We start from the raw sequence: 17,454 nt of genomic DNA on the forward strand, positions 1-17,454 counted from the left end.
TGATGGCGGAACAGGAAATGGCGGCCGATCTCGACGGGCTGGGCGAGGTTCTGAAACAGAAGGCTCAGGATCTGGTTGCTGCCCTGGAGCAGGGGCAACTGCCGCGAGCAATTGAATTGATCAATCAGCTGCAAACTGCGCGTCATGAGGTGTTCTACAACGAAGTAGGTCATCTCACGCGCGGATTGCATGAGGCGATCAAGTCGTTTAGCAGCGATGTCGGTGGCAAACTCGAGCAGGGTGGCGATGCGATGAGTGATGCATCGGATCGTCTTGCCTACGTGATCGAGTTGACTGAGGAAACAGCGCACAAAACCATGGACAGGGTCGATCAATCGTTGTCCCTCGTCGATCGGCTGGATTCCTACAGTGGCCGCTTTCGCGATCTGCTGATGCTGGTCGGTCAGCTCGAGGGTGAGTTCGAGGCGCTGAACGGTGTCTATGATCGCACCTGCCAGCTGAAGGACGAGTCCGAGAAGACAGTCGAAGAGCTGCGCACCGCGTTGACCGACATCCTGGTGTCACAAGGTTTTCAGGATATTACCGGGCAGTTGATTCGCCGCGTTATTACCTTGCTGACCCAGGTGGAAAGTCAGCTGGTGAAGTTGATGGACATGGCATCCAAGGTCGAGCGCCTCAGCGGTATGGAGTCCAGTGCAACACTGAGAAAGCCCTCCCAGACGCGGAAAGTAGCGACAAAAAAAGAACAGAAAAGCGATGATAGCAGCGACGTAAAGGCTGAAGGTCCTCAGATTCCAAAAGGCGACTCAACCGTAGCCTGCGATCAGGACGATGTTGACGAACTGCTTTCCAGCCTAGGCTTTTGATTAGGAGCGCCCTATGAGTTTCGATGTTGATCAGGAGATTCTCGAGGATTTTCTTGTTGAAGCGGGGGAGATTCTTGAGCAGCTCTCCGAGCAGCTTGTGGATCTCGAACAACGCCCGGACGACCGCGATCTGTTGAATGCCATCTTCCGGGGCTTCCATACCGTCAAGGGGGGCGCGGGCTTCCTGCAACTGGAAGCGATGGTCGAGTGCTGTCACAAAGCGGAGAACCTCTTCGATCAGCTGCGAAATGGCGAACTTGCAGTCTCCTCGGAGCTGATGGATGTCGTGCTCCAAGCCCTGGATGCCGTCAACTCCATGTTCGATTCGGTACGCAATGGCGTCGAACCCGAGCACGCATCACCTGAACTTCTGCAACGGTTGCAGGATTTCGCTGAAGGGCATGGGCCCAGTGCGGCAGCGCCGGTTGCCGCATCGGCACCCGCCAAGGCTGCGGCGCCCGCCAAAGCACCGGCTCCTGCCAAAGCGCCACGAGCCGTTGAGCCTATCGCCGCCAATCCGAATACGCCGAACGATGATTTCGAATCCCTGTTGGGCGATCTTGCCGGTGTCTCCGCGACGAGCGCTTCCGAGGCTGAGGACGCAGGTGGCGGATCGGACCTGATCACCGAGGATGAGTTCGAAGCGTTGCTCGATGAGCTCCATGGCCCCGGCGGTGCGCCAGGTGCTGAAAAGGACGTTCAACCGTCGACCGTCAGGCAGCCGGTGGTAGACGAGAGCAGCGCCGGTGGTGACCTGATCACCGACGATGAATTTGAAGATCTGCTGGATCAGCTGCAGTCGGAAGGCAAGGGCGCTTTTGCATACGGCGGTACGACCGTTGGGGACGCGGCGCCGGAGCAGCGTGCCGCATCGGCTTCCCCGCCGGCGGCACGCCCCTCCTCCGAGGCGGCGGGGGGCGCAGGAGTAGCCGTAGCAGCCCCGGCTCGATCCGGCGGCAATCAGAAGCCGGCACCCGAAACCAACGTCCGTGTCGATACCCGTCTGCTCGATAAGATCATGAATATGGTCGGCGAGCTGGTACTGGTACGTAACCGTCTCGTGCGTCTGGGCGTGACCCATGAAGATGAGGAGATGGGTAAGGCGCTTGGCACCCTCGATATGGTGACCGCCGATCTGCAGTCCTCGGTTATGAAGACGCGAATGCAGCCGGTCAAAAAGGTGTTTGGCCGCTTCCCCCGATTGATCCGTGATCTGTCGCGCAACCTCAAGAAAGAGGTGGCGCTGGAGCTGCGCGGAGAGGAGACCGATCTCGACAAGAACCTGGTCGAGGCATTGGCTGATCCGCTGATTCACCTGGTGCGCAATGCTGTCGACCATGGTATCGAGCCACCGGAGGTCCGCGCCAAGGCCGGCAAGCCGCGTGAAGGTCATGTGTTGCTGTCGGCGGAGCAGGAGGGCGATCATATCCTGCTGATTATTCAGGACGATGGCGCGGGCATGGATCCGGAGAAGCTGCGCAGCCTGGCAGTCAAGCGTGGCATGCTGGATGTTGAAGCGGCACGCCGGCTGAGCGATCAGGAGTGTTTCAATCTGATCTTCCAGGCCGGTTTCTCGACCAAGACCGAGGTGTCTGACGTATCGGGGCGTGGCGTGGGGATGGACGTGGTCAAGACCAAGATCACCCAGCTCAACGGCACCCTCAGCATCGACTCGGTCATCGGTCAGGGCACCCGGATCGCGATTCAGGTACCGCTGACGCTGGCGATCATGCCCACGCTGATGGTGATTCTGGAGGGGCAGGCGTTCGCTCTGCCGCTGGTCAACGTCAACGAGATCTTCAATCTCGACCTGACCAAGACCAACATCGTAGATGGTCAGCAGGCGATTATCGTGCGTGAGCAGGCGTTGCCGCTGTTCCATCTCAAGCGCTGGCTGGTCAATGGCGAGGCTCATGCGCCGCTGCCTGAGCAGGGTCATGTGGTGATCGTCACCGTTGGTACCACCCGTGTTGGGTTCGTGGTGGATCAGCTGGTGGGTCAGGAGGAGGTCGTGATCAAACCGCTGGGTACGATTCTGCACGGCACGCCCGGCCTTTCCGGCGCTACGATCACCGGCGACGGACGCATTGCGTTGATCATCGATATACCGAATCTGCTTAAACACTATGCTCAAGCCTGATCCAATGCAGGGTAGGTGTTGCGGAGGGTGTCGATGGCGATAAAAGTGCTGATCGTCGACGACTCGGGTTTCTTCCGTCATCGTATCGAAGAGATTCTGCGCGAGGACAAGCGAATTGAAGTGGTCGGCAGCGCGGTCAACGGTAAGGAGGCTGTAGAGAAGGCGCGTGCGCTGAAGCCTGACGTCATCACCATGGATGTGGAGATGCCGCAGCTTAACGGCATCGATGCGGTCCGCATCATCATGCGCGAATGCCCCACCAACGTGCTGATGCTCTCTTCGCTGACGCATGAGGGCGCGCGGATTACGCTTGAGGCGATGGAAGCCGGCGCTGCCGACTATCTGCCCAAGGATATTCGTGCCTGGATGGACAAGAGTCAGGGCATCCGCCAGCAGCTGATCGAGCGCATCCTGGCGCTGGGCACCTCGCGTCGATTCCGCTCGGGATCGGTATTCGATCATCGCTACCCCAGCTCGCGTGCGACCGGCAGCTCCACCATGGTGTTTCGGCCTGAGTCGACGACGGCTTCCCGGGCCACGTCTGCACGGGAAGTGGCGCCCGCCGCAAGACGTACTCCCGTTACTTCGAGAGTACCGGAGCGCGAATCTGCCAGACCCTTGACCTCTCCGGCGCTACGCCCGCGGATGACCGGCGAGGAGAAGGATCCACCCACCAGTCACCCGGCCAAGGTACGTTTTCCGGATTGCCGCATCGTCGTGATCGGTACCTCCACCGGTGGACCGGCGGCGTTGCAGCGCATTTTGACGCAGATACCGGCCGACTTTCCCTATCCGATTCTGCTTGTACAGCACATGCCGAAGACGTTCACCCAGGTGTTCGCCGAGCGGCTGAACCAGCAGTGCCAGATAGCGGTTAAAGAGGCTGAGGACGGCGATCGGCTGAAGCCTGGCCTGGCATTGTTGGCGCCGGGGGGCCTGCAGATGATGATCGATCCCCGCCAGTCCGATCGGGTGCGGGTGCTCGAGGGGGACGTGAAGCTGACCTACAAGCCCAGCGTGGACGTAACCTACGCCTCGGCGGCAAGGGCATACGGCGCTCGAGTGCTGGCGCTGATACTGACCGGTATGGGCGCGGATGGCTGTGACGGTGCTCGCCTGCTCAAGCGTGAGGGAGCAACCATCTGGGCGCAGAATCGCGCGAGCTGCACCATCTATGGAATGCCGCAAGCGGTGGTCAACGCCGGGCTTGCGGACGAGGTGCTTGATCTGGACGATATCGGGCCGCTTTTGGCCCAGCAGCGCAGGCGTGGCTGATGTTTGGGTTTTTAGGGATATTGCTCGCCTTTCTGGCGATAGTGGGCGGCAACTACCTCGGTGGTGGCAAGCTTTCCGAACTGTATAACCCCACCGCGGCGATGATCGTTGTCGGAGGCACCTTGGCCGCGGCCGTGATCCAGGCGCCGCGCGAAGATTTCAAGCGCGCATGGCGGCTGTTTGGCTGGGCCTACACGGCAGCCAGTCCCGATTTTCAGGCGGGTATGACATCGCTGCGTAGCTGGTGCCTGTTGGCGCGTCGTCGCGGCATGGTGGCGCTGGAGGCTGAGGGGCGCAAGGTTGACGATCCGTTCGTTGCCAACGGTCTTCAGCTGCTTGCCGACGGTCGCTCGCCGGAGGTGATCCGTTCGGTCCTCGAGGTGGAGCTGATCGCCAACGAGCAGCGCGATCTGCAGGCGGTCAGAGTGATCGAGAGTCTGGGCGGTTATGCGCCGACCCTGGGTATCATCGGTACTGTGCTCGGCTTGATTCAGGTGATGGCCAACCTGGCCGCGCCGGAAACCCTCGGTCAGGGTATCGCCACGGCGTTTGTCTCGACCATCTACGGTGTCGGTGTCGCCAACCTGCTGTTGATCCCTACCGCGAACAAGATCAAGCGCCTGGTGCAGGGGCGTGCTCAGTATCATGAGATGCTGATGGACGGCCTGGTCTATATCGCCGAGGGGCAGAATCCGGAGGTGATACGCCAGCGCCTGCAGGGCTATCTGGGGGCGGACAATGCCGCGTCGAAGACCGCCTGAGCCCGATGCGCCGCTCGATCGCTGGGTGCTCTCCTGGGCGGATTTTCTGACCCTGCTGTTTGCGTTCTTCGTTGTCATGTACGCCATCTCCTCGGTCAACGAGGAGAAGTACAAATCGATGTCGGAGGCCCTGTCGCAGGTGTTCTCCGGTCCGGGCGCGCCCAGGGGCACTAACCCCGCGCTGGAGGGGGGGAGCGGATTCCTGGAAGGTGGCGAGTCCTCGACCAAGGCGCCGGCAGATCTGATCGGGCCGGCGGACGAACGCGCCACCCTGCAACTGAAGCAGGTGCGGGCGCAGCTGGAGTCCGATTTCAGCCAGCATGCATCCTCCGGCGAAATCGAGGTGGAGGGCTCCGACCTCTGGTTTTCGATCGAGCTGCGCTCCAGCCTGCTGTTCGATAGCGGTGGCGCGATACCCTCGATCGCCGCGGACAGCATACTGGCGCTTATCGCCAAGCGTCTTGAGGGGCTGGATAATCCGATCCATGTCGAGGGGTTTACCGACAACGAGCCGATCTCAACCGATCAGTTTCCCTCCAACTGGGAGCTGTCTGCGGCACGAGCCGCCGCAGTTGTGAGATTGCTGGAATCGAACGGTATCGATCCCTCGCGTATGGCAGCGGTAGGATATGGTGAGTATCAGCCGGCCTACAGCAATCGCACGGCGGAGGGACGCAGGCTGAACCGGCGCATCGTGATCGTCGTATCGCGTAACGAAAAGGTGCGGCGGGCCGTGGTCTCCTACGGCAGCGAGCAGGTCAGTTCGGATGCGGTCAGTACCATGTTGCTCAATGAGCGCAACGCTCCGGACGCCTCAGGGGCGCTGGAGCAGATAGAAACGGAAGATGGGATACTGTTTCGACAGGCGAAGCCGGAACAATAACGGGAAGAGACTCTATGCAGGTATGGGCTGTTGCTAACCAGAAAGGGGGGGTCGGCAAGACGACGACCGTCGTTACGCTGGCGGGTCTATTGGCGGAGGTTGGCTATAAGGTGTTGCTGGTCGATCTCGACCCGCACGGATCGCTGACCAGCTATTTTCGTTACGATCCGGACGAGCTGGAGCACAGTGTCTACGACCTTTTCGAGCAGCTGCAGGTCGAGCCCGAGCGTACACGTGGCCTGATCGTCGATACCAACCGGGACGGCGTGCACCTGATGCCTGCGTCCACGGCGCTGGCTACGCTGGAGCGGCGGGCGGTGGGTAAAGAGGGGATGGGGCTGCAGGTTGCCAAGGCGTTGGCAACGCAGAAACAGAGCTACGATTTCGCGCTGATCGACAGCCCGCCGGTGCTCGGTGTGTTGATGGTGAATGCGCTGGCCGCCTGCAATCATCTGCTGGTGCCGGTACAGACCGAGTTTCTTGCCCTGAAAGGGTTGCAGCGGATGATCAGGACCATCGAGATGGTCAACCGTGCCCGTCGCAACAAGCTGGAATATACCATCGTGCCGACATTTTACGATCGCCGCACCCAGGCGTCGGTCAGCAGCTTGCGCGAGTTGCACCGGCTTTATGAGGAGAACATCTCCACGGCGGTGGTGCCGATCGATACCAAGTTCCGTAACGCCAGTCTCAAGGGCCTGGTGCCCTCGTCGCTGGATGCCGGTAGTCGTGGTGTGCACGCTTATGCCAAACTGCTGAGGAATCTGCTGGAGAGACGCAGACAGGGTAATGTCGATGGCTGATCAGAAAAAAGTCGTATTTGAGTATATCGAAGCCTTGCTGGCCGATACCGAGCTGGAAGAGGGGTATATTCCTAAATCTGAGGCAAGCGACAAGACCGCCGACATGCAGGCCGATGCCGAGGCTGAGGCACCTCGGCAGAGTGACGGGTTCTTTGACGATATTGAAGTTGACCCGGCTGTGGACGAGAAGTTTTATACTGTAGAGCCCGAGCCCGAGCCCGAGCCCGAGCCCGAGCCCGAGCCCGAACCTGTGGCAGAGCCTGTGGTAGAACGCGAAGTAGTAGCTGCGCCCCAAGCGTCAGCGCCGGCACGAAAAACACCTGTGCAGGTGTTGAACTGCGTGTTGATCGATATGCATGGCCTTAAGCTGGCGATTAACTTCGACCGTATCGAAGGCGCACTGCAGATGAACGACCTGTCACTGGATATCGCGGGGCATCCGGACTGGGTGTTGGGGGCTTTTGGTCCCGAGTATGGCAAGACGCTGGTGGTCGATACGGCGCTCTGGTTGATCCCTGAACGTTACCAGCCGGAACACTCCAAATATGAGGAGATCGTGATCCTCCATGGTCGCAAGTGGGCGCTGGCCTGCGATGGTCTGGTCAAGTCGCTGCAGATTCCGATGGATAAGGTCAATCTGAACCAGGACAAGGATCATCGCTCCTGGTTGCTGGGGACCTATATGGCCGAACGCTGTGCGATTCTCGATATTGACCAGATGGTCGAAGAGTTCGAGGCGATGTCGGCGTGACCGATCTGCTGGGCTCCAACACTATGCTGCTGGTTCTGGCGGCGCTGACGTTGTTGACCGCTGCGCTCTGCGCCTATCTGCTGGTGCGTGTCCAGCGGCAGGAGCGTCGTCATCAGGCGCTGATCAACGTACTGCGCAACGAGATCCGGGCGATGACCAACGGTTCCATCGGCATGGGCAATCGTCTCTTGGCGATCGAGCATAAGCTCAATATCACCGTGGAGAAACAGCAGGAGCTGGAGAACAGGGATCCAGGGGTGCTGGCCTATAATCAGGCGGCGCGGCTGATGGAGATGGGGGCCGACGTGGATGATCTTGTCCGCAGCTGCGGTATCGGCCGTCCAGAGGCTGAGCTGATGGCGTTGCTGCACCGCGAGCTGCATAACGAAGCGTCGCTGCCCTCACGTCACTGAGCCTGGTTCGGTTCCTGCTCTCTATCCGGTCGGGGTTTGAGCCCGTAGGCGAAGGCGATCACCTCGGCAATTGCGCGATAGAGGGATTCCGGGATTTCGTCGCCCAGCTCAAGACGGATCAACACCTCCAGCAGTTCCGGGCTTTCATAAATGTGCACGTCATGTTCGCGGGCGAGCTTGATAATCTGCTCCGCGATCAGACCGCTGCCTTTGGCGGTAACCCGCGGTGCGGCACCGGTTTCGGGGTCATATTTCAGCGCAATGGCTCTGCGCCGCTTCAACTCTTCGTCCAGTTCGCTCATGTATGCAGATCCACCAGTCGGCGACTGACAGGAGGGTTGGTTTCACGCGGTTGACGTCCCTGCTGCACATGCAGGGTATCGATCTCGAAGCCGCAGCTGCTTAAATGGTTGGCAAAAACCTCCAGTCTGTCGCGGATCAGTTGCGCGGTTGCTCCGTGCTCGGCCCAGAAGCGCGCACTGAGTTGCCACTCCTGCTGCAGACTGATGCGGCTGTCGATCGCCCCCAGATCCTGCAGATCAAAGTGCAGATTGATCGACCACTCTGATATGAACCTGTCCTGTTCGTCGCGCCGTTTGTGCTGGGTGATGCGGATCTCCGTATTGTCCAGCTGCTGCTCATGCACTCGTACCGGAAGGTCGAGCCGGTATTGGCGTTCGACGCTGCCGTCCGGCAGATCCTGCCAGTGTTGCAGGCTCGAAGCCTGATGCGTGGCCGTGCGCGCCTGAATCCCCTGCAACAGTGACTGGAGTCGCTCGCGCGCTTCCGGTGGCAGGCGTTCACCGAGCTGCTGCAGGCGCGCAAGTTGATCCTTCAGTGTTGCCGGACCGCCTTCGTTTGACTGCTGGGCGCCTTTTTTGCCTGCGATCAGTCCGCTGGAGTGAAGCTGCTGCTCGACGGCCTGGCGAGTGGTTTGAGCGTCGGGCTTGGTGGAGACGCTGAACAGGCTAAGCATCGAGCGAACCACCTGACCGATCGCATCCTGCTGTCGCCCTGTGCCTCCGCTGGCACGGTCGAGCTGGCGTAACTGATTGAACGCCTCCGCCATCGGAATCTGTTGTGGCAGGCTGTCACGCAAAATCTGCTGCAGTCCCTCCTGCAGGCGTTGTTGAGCGTCCGGTGCGATCCGGGGAGGGAGTATCTCCAGCTGTACATTGGCCTGGTCTGTCCGCGTCAACTGTATCGTCATGCCCGCCTGCAGCGGTCGCGGCGTCAGCAGCTCGATCGTTTGACCGTTGATCGAGATCTGTACCGGGTTGGGACCGCTTCTGTTCAATGCGGCGCCGGATGCTGTGTCGGTAGCAGCGGCAGGCAGCGGCCGCGTCGCAGGCGCTGCCGGGGGCTGGCGGGGAGGTGCGCTCTCCGCGCCGCGGGGCTGATCTGACGAGGCGCCGGCGGCCTGGAGTGTTGATTGCGGCGGTGCCGGGTTCGGCGGCTGGGGTTGTGTCTGAGTCTGCGGCTGAGCCGAGGCTGGCGATGGCGTCGTCGTTGCGGTTGTCGAACCGGCGGTCGTCGTACCGGCGGGCGACGGGGTGCCGGCATTCGATGCTGTGCTGGCCGTCGCCGCCGTCGAGCTTGGCCTGGGGTTGTCCGGCTGGCTGGTTGTTGCCGGTTGTGGCTGTTCACCGTTGCGCAGGGTGTTGATCTGGCCTGCCACGCCTGGCTGACTGCTCTGTTGTGCAGCGGAAGAGGTTGGGGTTGCAGCCGATCCGGTAGCGGATGGTGCCACGCCGCTGGCGGCGCCCGATGCCGCCGGCGCAGGCGTCTGAGTGCCGGTTGTCGCCGCAGTATTGGCGGGTGCGCTACCGCTGGCCGGTTCCGCGGGAGTGGTGACGCTGGGCAGCACTCTGCCGAGTTGTGGTTGATTCAGCGGCAAAGCGCGCTGGAGCGCTTCGCTTTGCAGCTGTGCTATCGGGATCTGCAGTCGAATGCCGCTGTTGCTTCCCGAGGCTGGTGTCTGCTGCGCCGGCGCTTGCGGTGGGGCTTCGGCGCGCCCGGTGGTACCGGCCTGGCCGGCCAGACTCAGCAGCAGTTGCCCGTCGCCCGCACGGTTCAGCGTTACCTGGGCACCGATGACGAGGGGGCGAGAGGTCATCAGCTCCATCAGCATGTTTTGCACTTCAACCTTGATCCGGAACAGGTTCGGGCGCTGCGTATCGACGACAACTTCCTTTACACTCGCGCTCAGCGTGCGGCCGGCGTCGAGCTGTGCGCGCAGGTCGACGCCCTGACCGTCACCGGGACGGCTGAGTGTTTGCATCGATTGCACACTGAGCGTAACTGCCAACCTGTTCTCTCCACTGAAGACCGATGTAGGCCGAGGGTTTACAAAACCATACAAAAATCTACAACCTTAGACCGAATCGGCCCCGGGTTGTCCCCTTCCTGCCTGACGCCGAGGGGGAATCCGTTTATAATGGCGCGTTTGAAAAATGTCGGCCAGCGCCGGCACAACTGAAGTATGCATTGATCGCTGCTGGCGGCGAAAAATCTTGGGTGGAGAGTCACTGTTTGTCCGGGCCGATGTTACAAGTGGAAAACCTGTTCTGCGAGCGGGATGACCGTGTACTTTTCGATGGCCTGGGGTTCTCCGTCGATGCCGGGGAGATCGTTCAGATCGAGGGCGCCAACGGCAGCGGAAAAACCACCCTGTTGCGCATTCTCAGCGGTCTGTCGCGTAACTATGAGGGTGAGATCTACTGGCGTGGCGAACCGATTGAGCGTGTGCGCGACCAGTTTCGCCGCGAGCTGCTCTATTTCGGGCATCAACCGGGGGTCAAGGCGTTGCTGACGCCGGAGGAGAACCTGCGTTGGTACTGTGCCCTGCACCCCGCGCTCGATGCCTCCCGGGTCAGCGAGGCGCTGGAGCAGGTCGGACTGCGCGGCTTCGAGGATGTGCCCTGTCACTCGCTCTCGGCAGGCCAGCATCGACGCGTCTCTCTGGCGCGCCTCTATCTCAGCGATGCGCCGTTGTGGATTCTCGACGAACCCTTTACCGCCATCGACAAGCGCGGGGTGGCAGCGAAAGAGGCGCTGATCGGCCGCCATATTGCCCGCGGCGGCAGCGTAATCCTGACCACGCACCAGGATCTGCAGGGGAGTAGCGCCGTGCGCGCGATAAATCTGGATCGGCAGGGTGGAACTTGATGGCTGATCTGCTTACTAACGCCGCAGCCGAGCAGGCCCAGATCGGGCCCGGTGGGCTGTTTATGGCGACGCTGAGGCGAGATCTGCTGTTGTCGCTTCGCCGCAAGAGCGAGTTGGTCAACCCGCTGATCTTCTTTTTGATGGTGATTACGCTGTTTCCGCTGGGCGTCAGCCCGGAACCCGGTTTCCTGGCGCAACTGGCGCCCGGCGCGCTCTGGGTGGCGGCATTGCTGGCCACGCTGCTGTCGATGGACGCGTTGTTTCGGACGGACTATGACGACGGCTCGCTGGAACAGCTGCTGCTCAGTCCGCAGCCGCTGTTTATCGTGGTACTGGCCAAGGTACTGGCGCACTGGATGCTCAGCGGACTGGCGCTGACCCTGGTGGCGCCGGTGATCGCGGTGATGCTGTTCCTGCCCGCCGAGGGGATGCCGGGGCTGATGCTGAGCCTGCTGATCGGTACGCCGACGCTGAGTTTGGTCGGAGCGATCGGCGCGGCGTTGACTGTGGGGCTCAAACGCGGTGGTGTACTGATTTCGCTGTTGGTGCTACCGCTCTACATACCGGTGCTGATCTTCGGCACCAGCGCGGTACAGGCCGCGGTAACCGGACTGCCGCTGGGCGGCTATCTGGCGCTGCTCGGTGCGTTGCTGGCGCTGGGCCTGGCACTCGCACCGCTGGCGATCGGCGCGGCGTTAAGAATTTCGGTGAGTGGATAGATATGTCGGATAAGAAATGGATGCCTCGCTGGTTTTATCAACTGGCTTCGCCGCGCTGGTGTTATCAGATCTGCGGCAAACTGCTGCCCTGGTTTACGGCGCTTGCGCTGGGCTTGCTGATCGGCGGTACCATCTGGGCCCTGGTTTTTGCACCGGCCGATTACCAGCAGGGCAACAGCTTCAGGATCATCTATCTGCACGTGCCATCGGCGATCCTTGCCCAGTCCTGCTACATGCTGATGGCGATCGCCGGTGCCATCGGCCTGATCTGGAAGATGAAGGTGGCCGACATGGTGGCCAAATCCTGTGCGCCGATCGGGGCCTCGCTGGCGGTTTTGGCACTGCTGACCGGCGCGATCTGGGGTAAGCCGACCTGGGGTTCATGGTGGGTATGGGATGCGCGTCTGACCTCGATGCTGATTCTGTTTTTCCTCTATCTCGGCGTCATGGCGTTGAACTCCGCCATCGAGAGCGAGTCTACCGCTGCACAGGCAACCGCTGTACTGGCGCTGGTGGGACTGGTCAACATTCCGATCATCAAGTACTCCGTCGAGTGGTGGAACACGCTGCACCAGCCGGCAACCTTTAAACTGACCGAAAAACCGGCGATGCCGGTGGAGATGTGGCTGCCGCTGCTGGTGATGGTGATCGGCTTCTATGCCTTCTTTGCCGTGACACTGATGATGCGCCTGCGCAACGAGATCTTGCGTCGTGAGCGCCGTGCCGGTTGGGTCAAGGAACTTCTGCTGTCTAAATCTGCTGTTTAAGCACGTGGTTCGAGTGAGGTAGACGTGAGCTTCAATTCCATATCCGAATTTCTGACGATGGGCGGGCACGGCCTGTATGTCTGGCTCAGCTATGGGCTTGGGCTGGTGGTGATTCTGGCTAACTTGATCGTACCGCTGCAGGCCGGTAAGCGTCTGCGTGTACAGCTGACCCGCCGTTTACTGAGGGAGAAACAGGGCTCATGAATCCGAAACGCAAGCAGCGTCTGCTGATTGTTCTATTTATCGTCATTGGCGTTGGTGTTGCGGTAGGGCTGACCCTGTTCGCCCTGAATCAGAACATTAACCTGTTCTACTCGCCAACCCAGATCGCCGCGGGCGAGGCGCCCGAGGGTACCCGTATCCGTGCCGGCGGCATGGTCGTCGATGGCAGTGTACAGCGCTCCACCGAGAGTCTGGCGGTCAGTTTCGATATCACCGATTACGAGAAGACCGTGCGGGTCGAGTACACCGGCATCTTGCCGGACCTGTTCCGTGAGGGTCAGGGTATAGTCGCCCAGGGCGAACTGGACAGCCGGGGCGTGCTGCAAGCGGTGGAAGTGCTGGCCAAGCATGATGAGAACTACATGCCGCCAGAGGTGGCGGACGCGTTGGAAAAGGCGGGTAAAATGCCTAAACCCGCGGGTCAGGAGTTCAATAAATGATCCCTGAACTTGGTCAATATGCGCTGATTCTGACCGCCTGTCTGGCGGTTTTGTTGGGTACTGTGCCGATGGTCGGCGCGACGGTCGGCAACGCCCTTTGGTGCAGCTACGCACGGCCGCTGGCGATCGCCATGTTCGGTTTCGTGCTGTTCAGTTTCCTCTGCTTGAGCTGGTCGTTTCTGCAAAGCGACTTCTCGGTCGTATACGTGGCCAGCAACTCCAATACGGCCCTGCCCTGGTACTACCGGCTGAGCGCGGTCTGGGGCGGACATGAGGGCTCGCTGCTGCTGTGGCTGCTGATTCTGACCGGCTGGACTGTGGCGGTGGCATTGAAGAGCGGGAATTTGCCGGAAGATATCCAGGCCCGGGTGCTCTCTGTCATGGGCCTGATCACCATCGGTTTCACCCTGTTTATCCTGTTGACCTCCAGCCCGTTCGAGCGCTATCTGCCGAGAATCCCGGAGCAGGGCGCCGATCTCAACCCGCTGTTGCAGGATATCGGCCTGATCATGCATCCACCGATGCTGTATATGGGCTATGTCGGTTTCTCGGTGGCCTTTGCCTTTGCCATCGCCGCACTGCTAAGCGGGCGGCTCGATGCCGCCTGGGCGCGTTGGTCACGCCCCTGGACCATCATCGCCTGGGCATTTCTGACCCTGGGTATCGCACTGGGCAGCTGGTGGGCCTATTACGAGCTTGGCTGGGGCGGCTGGTGGTTCTGGGATCCGGTGGAAAACGCCTCGCTGATGCCTTGGCTGATCGGTACCGCGCTGGTGCACAGCCTTGCGGTGACCGAAAAACGTGGTGTATTCAAAAGCTGGACCGTGCTGTTGGCGATCTTTGCCTTCTCCCTTAGCCTGCTCGGTACCTTCCTGGTGCGTTCCGGTGTGCTGACCTCGGTGCACGCCTTTGCGTCCGATCCGGATCGCGGGTTCTTCATCCTCGCGCTGCTGGCCATCGCCATCGGCGGCTCGCTGCTGCTCTACGCGATCAAGGCGTCCCATGTGAAAAGCGAGTCGAGTTTCGCTTTGCTGTCGCGCGAAAGCTTCATGCTGATCAACAACGTTCTGCTGACCGTTTTCTGCGCCACGGTATTGCTGGGCACGCTCTACCCGCTGCTGGTCGATGCGCTCAATTTGGGCAAGATCTCGGTCGGACCTCCCTACTTCAATGCCCTGTTCGTGCCCTTGGGTGCGCTGTTGGTGCTGACGCTTGGGATCGGGGTGCTGCTGCGCTGGAAACAGACATCGTTGCAACTACTGATCAAGCAGCTTTGGTTGCCGGGTGTGCTGGCGTTGCTGGCGGGTGGTGTATCGTTGTTTCTGTTGCCGCAATGGCCCGGGTTCTGGACCTCATTGGGGCTGGTATTGGCCTGGTGGGTGGTGTTCACCGGCGCACGGGATCTGCTAAACCGGATGCGCAATAGAAGCGCGGGCCTGGCCGCCATCTTCGCCCAGTCGCGCGCCTACTACGGCATGATGTTGGCGCATGGCGGTATCGCGGTGCTGATGGTTGGTATCGCACTGGTTTCGACGTTCAGCGAACACAGCGATCTGCGTATGGAGCCGGGCGACCGCAAACAGTTCAACGACTACGAGTTCGTATTCGACGGTATCCGCAAGGTCGACGGTCCCAACTTCCACTCCGATACCGGGGTGATCCGGGTGTTGTACAAGGGCGAAACCTACACCGAAATGTATCCGGAAAAACGCCTTTACACCGCGCGGGGCAACGTGATGACCGAGGCGGCGATCGATCCGGGCCTGTTCCGCGACCTGTATGTGGCGCTTGGTGAGTCGCTGGGCGGTGATGCCTGGGCCGTGCGGGTGCAGTACAAGCCCTTCGTACGCTGGCTCTGGCTCGGTGGCCTGATGATGACCGTCGGCGGGCTGTTGGCCGCCACCGACCCGCGTTACCGTAAACAGGCGCGTCGAGACTTGGCCGGCGCCTGAATACCTGGATAGGAAAGAGTGACTATGCGTCGTATTTTGCTTTTTGTACCGCTGTTGATCTTTATCGGCCTGGGCTATTTTCTCTGGCGCGGACTGTCGATCGACCCGACCGAGCTGCCCTCGGCACGTCTGAATCAGCCGTTTCCACAGTTCCAGCTTGCCTCGCTGACCGAGCCGGAGCGGACGCTGACCGAGGCGGACCTGAAGGGGCGGCCGGCCCTGGTCAATATCTGGGCCACCTGGTGTCCGACCTGTAAGGAGGAGCATGCCTTTCTCAACGGGTTGGCGCAGCAGGGGGTGACCATCTACGGCATCAACTACAAGGACGAGCCGCTGAAGGCACGGGAGTGGCTCAAGCGCTACCGCGACCCCTATACCGAGGTTGTCCTCGATCAGGATGGTGCTCTCGGTATCGACCTGGGGGTCTATGGTGCGCCTGAAACCTATGTGATCGACGCCCAGGGCGTGATCCGCTACCGCCATGTCGGCGCCGTCGATGCCAAGGTCTGGAAACAGCTCAAGCAGGTGATGGATCAGTTGGCTACCGGAGGCGCGTCATGAAGTCATGGCTGCACTCCCTGTTGCTGGGCGGGCTGCTGGCACTGGGTTCGGTAACCGCGCAGGCCACCATCGAAGCCTACGAATTTGACGACAAGGCCACCGAGGAGCGGTTTCAGCAGCTGACCGAAGAGCTGCGCTGCCCCAAGTGCCAGAACAACAACATCGCCGACTCCAACTCGCCGATCGCCTCCGACCTGCGGCGCGAGGTCTACCGCATGCTGAATCAGGGCGCCAGCGACGACGAGGTGATCGACTTCATGGTTACCCGCTACGGCGAGTTCGTGCTCTACCGTCCGCGGGTAACGGAGATGACCTGGATTCTCTGGTACGGCCCGTTCGTACTGCTCGGCATCGGTGCGTTGGCCGTGCTGCTGATCAGCAGACGGCGGCGCCAGTCAACTGCCGAAGGCCCCAAGGTCGGGTTGGATGCCGCCGAGCGTGAGCGACTGAATCAACTGCTGGAACAGGATAAAAAACGATGATGGCACTCTGGGGCGCAATCGCGCTGCTGACCCTGATCGCTGTGGCGGTGGTGTTTTGGCCACTGTTGAGTGCCTCCCGACGGGGCCGCAGCGCGGCGGCGCAGGCGGATGATCGCCAGCATCAGAACATCGAGATCTACCGTGAACGCCTGGCCGAGTTGGCCAGTGAGCGCGATGCCGGCACGCTGGATGAGGAAAACTTCGATATCCTCAAGCTCGAGCTGGAGCGCAACCTGCTGATCGATGCCGAACAGCCCGGCAAGGTGCTTGAGCATCCACGACCGAACACGGCTCAGCTGATCACCGTGGTGTTGCTGGCGATGCTGGTTCCGGTAGCGGCGCTCGGCCTTTATCAGCATCTGGGGCGGGCCGCCGATCTCGAGGTCTCGCTCAATCCGCCACCGGCACCGACCACGCTGGAGGAGGCGCTGGCTCAACTGGAGCAGGAGCTCGAGCGTAATCCCGAGAACGCCGAGGGCTGGTATCTGCTGGCCAACACCTACGTTAATCAAGGGCGTTTCGACGAGGGGCTGCAGGCGTTTCGCAAGGTGCTCGAGATCCTGCCCGAAGATGCGCCGCAGTATGCCGGAGTGCAGGGGCAGATTGCGCAGGCGCTCTACTTCCAATCCGAAGGCAGGATGACCGACGAGGTGCGCGCACAGATCGATCTCACCCTGTCGCTGGACCCGAGTGATATCGCGGCGCTGGGCATTCTCGGTATCGATGCCTACGAACAGGGGCGGTACCGTGAAGCGATCGACTACTGGGGGCGGGCGTTGCCGGGTGCCTCCGGCGACGCCGCACAGTCATTACGCTCCGGTATCGATCAGGCGCGGCAGCAGCTGGCGGCGGCCGGCGAGCCGGTGCCGGAGATGCCGGCCGTCACTGGCCCGGTGATCACCGTCAGTGTCGACATCGCCGATGAACTTAAGGCCCGGGTGACGCCCGACCAGGTGGTGTTCATCTATGCCCGTCCCGTGGGGGGGCGCATGCCTTTGGCCGCGGTGCGGCGCAAGGTATCGGATCTACCGTTGGAGGTGGAGCTGAACGACAGCCTGGCGATGATGCCCGGTGCTGAACTCTCCAGTGTCGATACAGTCGAAATTGGAGCGCGTATCAGTAACACGGGCCAGGCGATCGCCGCGCCCGGTGACCTGATCGGCAGCCAGTCACCGATCACTGTTGGCACCGGGGCACAGTCGGTTAAACTGGTGATCGACAGGGTAGTAGAGTAGTCTGGTACCCAATAATTAGAACATGAATCAGATAGCGGATAGGAATAGAGCCTAA

At 61.0% G+C, this 17,454-nt stretch carries 19 protein-coding genes; 17 read left to right on the forward strand and 2 right to left on the reverse strand.

Annotation, left to right across the window (positions count from 1 at the left end; all coding sequences use genetic code 11):
• Positions 1 to 2: 2 nt before the first annotated feature.
• From KQ940_RS14965 to KQ940_RS15000, 8 genes are read left to right on the forward strand one after another with little or no spacing between them, the layout of a single operon-like run.
• The gene (locus KQ940_RS14965) at positions 3 to 827 is read left to right on the forward strand and encodes a protein phosphatase CheZ (protein ID WP_217414544.1); all 825 of its coding nucleotides are present in this window, start codon (positions 3 to 5) and stop codon (positions 825 to 827) included.
• 13 nt (positions 828 to 840) lie between these two features.
• Complete coding sequence (locus KQ940_RS14970) at positions 841 to 2,967, forward strand: chemotaxis protein CheA (RefSeq protein ID WP_217414545.1); 2,127 nt, start codon at positions 841 to 843, stop codon at positions 2,965 to 2,967.
• Between the two features lie 33 nt (positions 2,968 to 3,000).
• Complete coding sequence (locus KQ940_RS14975) at positions 3,001 to 4,242, forward strand: protein-glutamate methylesterase/protein-glutamine glutaminase (protein ID WP_217414546.1); 1,242 nt, start codon at positions 3,001 to 3,003, stop codon at positions 4,240 to 4,242.
• Positions 4,242 to 5,003 carry a flagellar motor protein gene (locus KQ940_RS14980; protein ID WP_217414547.1) on the forward strand — a complete coding sequence of 254 codons (762 nt, stop codon included), beginning with the start codon at positions 4,242 to 4,244 and terminating at the stop codon, positions 5,001 to 5,003. The genes KQ940_RS14975 and KQ940_RS14980 overlap by 1 nt, the downstream gene beginning before the upstream one ends.
• The gene (locus KQ940_RS14985; RefSeq protein ID WP_217414548.1) at positions 4,981 to 5,886 is read left to right on the forward strand and encodes a flagellar motor protein MotB; all 906 of its coding nucleotides are present in this window, start codon (positions 4,981 to 4,983) and stop codon (positions 5,884 to 5,886) included. The genes KQ940_RS14980 and KQ940_RS14985 overlap by 23 nt, the downstream gene beginning before the upstream one ends.
• Before the next feature lie 14 nt (positions 5,887 to 5,900).
• On the forward strand, positions 5,901 to 6,689 hold the full coding sequence (locus KQ940_RS14990; RefSeq protein WP_217414549.1) for a ParA family protein: 789 nt from the start codon (positions 5,901 to 5,903) through the stop codon (positions 6,687 to 6,689).
• Positions 6,682 to 7,440, forward strand: a complete 759-nt coding sequence (locus KQ940_RS14995; RefSeq protein WP_217414550.1) for a chemotaxis protein CheW — start codon at positions 6,682 to 6,684, stop codon at positions 7,438 to 7,440. Before KQ940_RS14990 ends, KQ940_RS14995 begins: the two co-directional genes overlap by 8 nt.
• Positions 7,437 to 7,853, forward strand: coding sequence for a DUF2802 domain-containing protein (locus tag KQ940_RS15000; RefSeq protein ID WP_343222666.1), 417 nt, complete (start codon positions 7,437 to 7,439; stop codon positions 7,851 to 7,853). Before KQ940_RS14995 ends, KQ940_RS15000 begins: the two co-directional genes overlap by 4 nt.
• Here KQ940_RS15000 and KQ940_RS15005 read toward each other — a convergent pair.
• Together KQ940_RS15005 and fliK are read right to left on the reverse strand one after the other, a co-directional pair.
• Complete coding sequence (locus tag KQ940_RS15005) at positions 7,847 to 8,155, reverse strand: EscU/YscU/HrcU family type III secretion system export apparatus switch protein (RefSeq protein ID WP_217414551.1); 309 nt, start codon at positions 8,153 to 8,155, stop codon at positions 7,847 to 7,849. The genes KQ940_RS15000 and KQ940_RS15005 overlap by 7 nt on opposite strands.
• A complete protein-coding gene (gene fliK, locus KQ940_RS15010) occupies positions 8,152 to 10,134 on the reverse strand; it encodes a flagellar hook-length control protein FliK (protein WP_217414552.1) in 1,983 nt (660 codons plus the stop codon). The genes KQ940_RS15005 and fliK overlap by 4 nt, the downstream gene beginning before the upstream one ends.
• A gap of 263 nt (positions 10,135 to 10,397) precedes the next feature.
• Here fliK and ccmA point away from each other — a divergent pair, with 263 nt between their 5' ends.
• The 9 genes from ccmA to ccmI are packed head-to-tail and all read left to right on the forward strand — an operon-like array spanning position 10,398 to position 17,399.
• The gene (ccmA, locus tag KQ940_RS15015; RefSeq protein ID WP_246590102.1) at positions 10,398 to 11,021 is read left to right on the forward strand and encodes a cytochrome c biogenesis heme-transporting ATPase CcmA; all 624 of its coding nucleotides are present in this window, start codon (positions 10,398 to 10,400) and stop codon (positions 11,019 to 11,021) included.
• The gene (ccmB, locus tag KQ940_RS15020; protein ID WP_217414553.1) at positions 11,021 to 11,740 is read left to right on the forward strand and encodes a heme exporter protein CcmB; all 720 of its coding nucleotides are present in this window, start codon (positions 11,021 to 11,023) and stop codon (positions 11,738 to 11,740) included. Before ccmA ends, ccmB begins: the two co-directional genes overlap by 1 nt.
• A gap of 20 nt (positions 11,741 to 11,760) precedes the next feature.
• The gene (locus KQ940_RS15025) at positions 11,761 to 12,507 is read left to right on the forward strand and encodes a heme ABC transporter permease (RefSeq protein WP_217414554.1); all 747 of its coding nucleotides are present in this window, start codon (positions 11,761 to 11,763) and stop codon (positions 12,505 to 12,507) included.
• 24 nt (positions 12,508 to 12,531) lie between these two features.
• Positions 12,532 to 12,711, forward strand: coding sequence for a heme exporter protein CcmD (gene ccmD, locus KQ940_RS15030; RefSeq protein WP_217414555.1), 180 nt, complete (start codon positions 12,532 to 12,534; stop codon positions 12,709 to 12,711).
• On the forward strand, positions 12,708 to 13,169 hold the full coding sequence (ccmE, locus tag KQ940_RS15035; RefSeq protein WP_217414556.1) for a cytochrome c maturation protein CcmE: 462 nt from the start codon (positions 12,708 to 12,710) through the stop codon (positions 13,167 to 13,169). The genes ccmD and ccmE overlap by 4 nt, the downstream gene beginning before the upstream one ends.
• Positions 13,166 to 15,121 (forward strand): heme lyase CcmF/NrfE family subunit, encoded by a 1,956-nt coding sequence (locus tag KQ940_RS15040; RefSeq protein ID WP_217414557.1) that lies wholly within the window; start codon positions 13,166 to 13,168, stop codon positions 15,119 to 15,121. Before ccmE ends, KQ940_RS15040 begins: the two co-directional genes overlap by 4 nt.
• A gap of 24 nt (positions 15,122 to 15,145) precedes the next feature.
• Positions 15,146 to 15,682: a DsbE family thiol:disulfide interchange protein gene (locus KQ940_RS15045; RefSeq protein ID WP_217414558.1), complete on the forward strand. Its 537-nt coding sequence runs from the start codon at positions 15,146 to 15,148 to the stop codon at positions 15,680 to 15,682.
• Positions 15,679 to 16,164 carry a cytochrome c-type biogenesis protein gene (locus KQ940_RS15050; RefSeq protein ID WP_217414559.1) on the forward strand — a complete coding sequence of 162 codons (486 nt, stop codon included), beginning with the start codon at positions 15,679 to 15,681 and terminating at the stop codon, positions 16,162 to 16,164. The genes KQ940_RS15045 and KQ940_RS15050 overlap by 4 nt, the downstream gene beginning before the upstream one ends.
• On the forward strand, positions 16,161 to 17,399 hold the full coding sequence (gene ccmI, locus KQ940_RS15055; RefSeq protein ID WP_217414560.1) for a c-type cytochrome biogenesis protein CcmI: 1,239 nt from the start codon (positions 16,161 to 16,163) through the stop codon (positions 17,397 to 17,399). Before KQ940_RS15050 ends, ccmI begins: the two co-directional genes overlap by 4 nt.
• Positions 17,400 to 17,454 lie beyond the last annotated feature (55 nt).

Source organism: Marinobacterium ramblicola, from assembly GCF_019084545.1.
GTDB lineage: Bacteria > Pseudomonadota > Gammaproteobacteria > Pseudomonadales > Balneatricaceae > Marinobacterium_D > Marinobacterium_D ramblicola.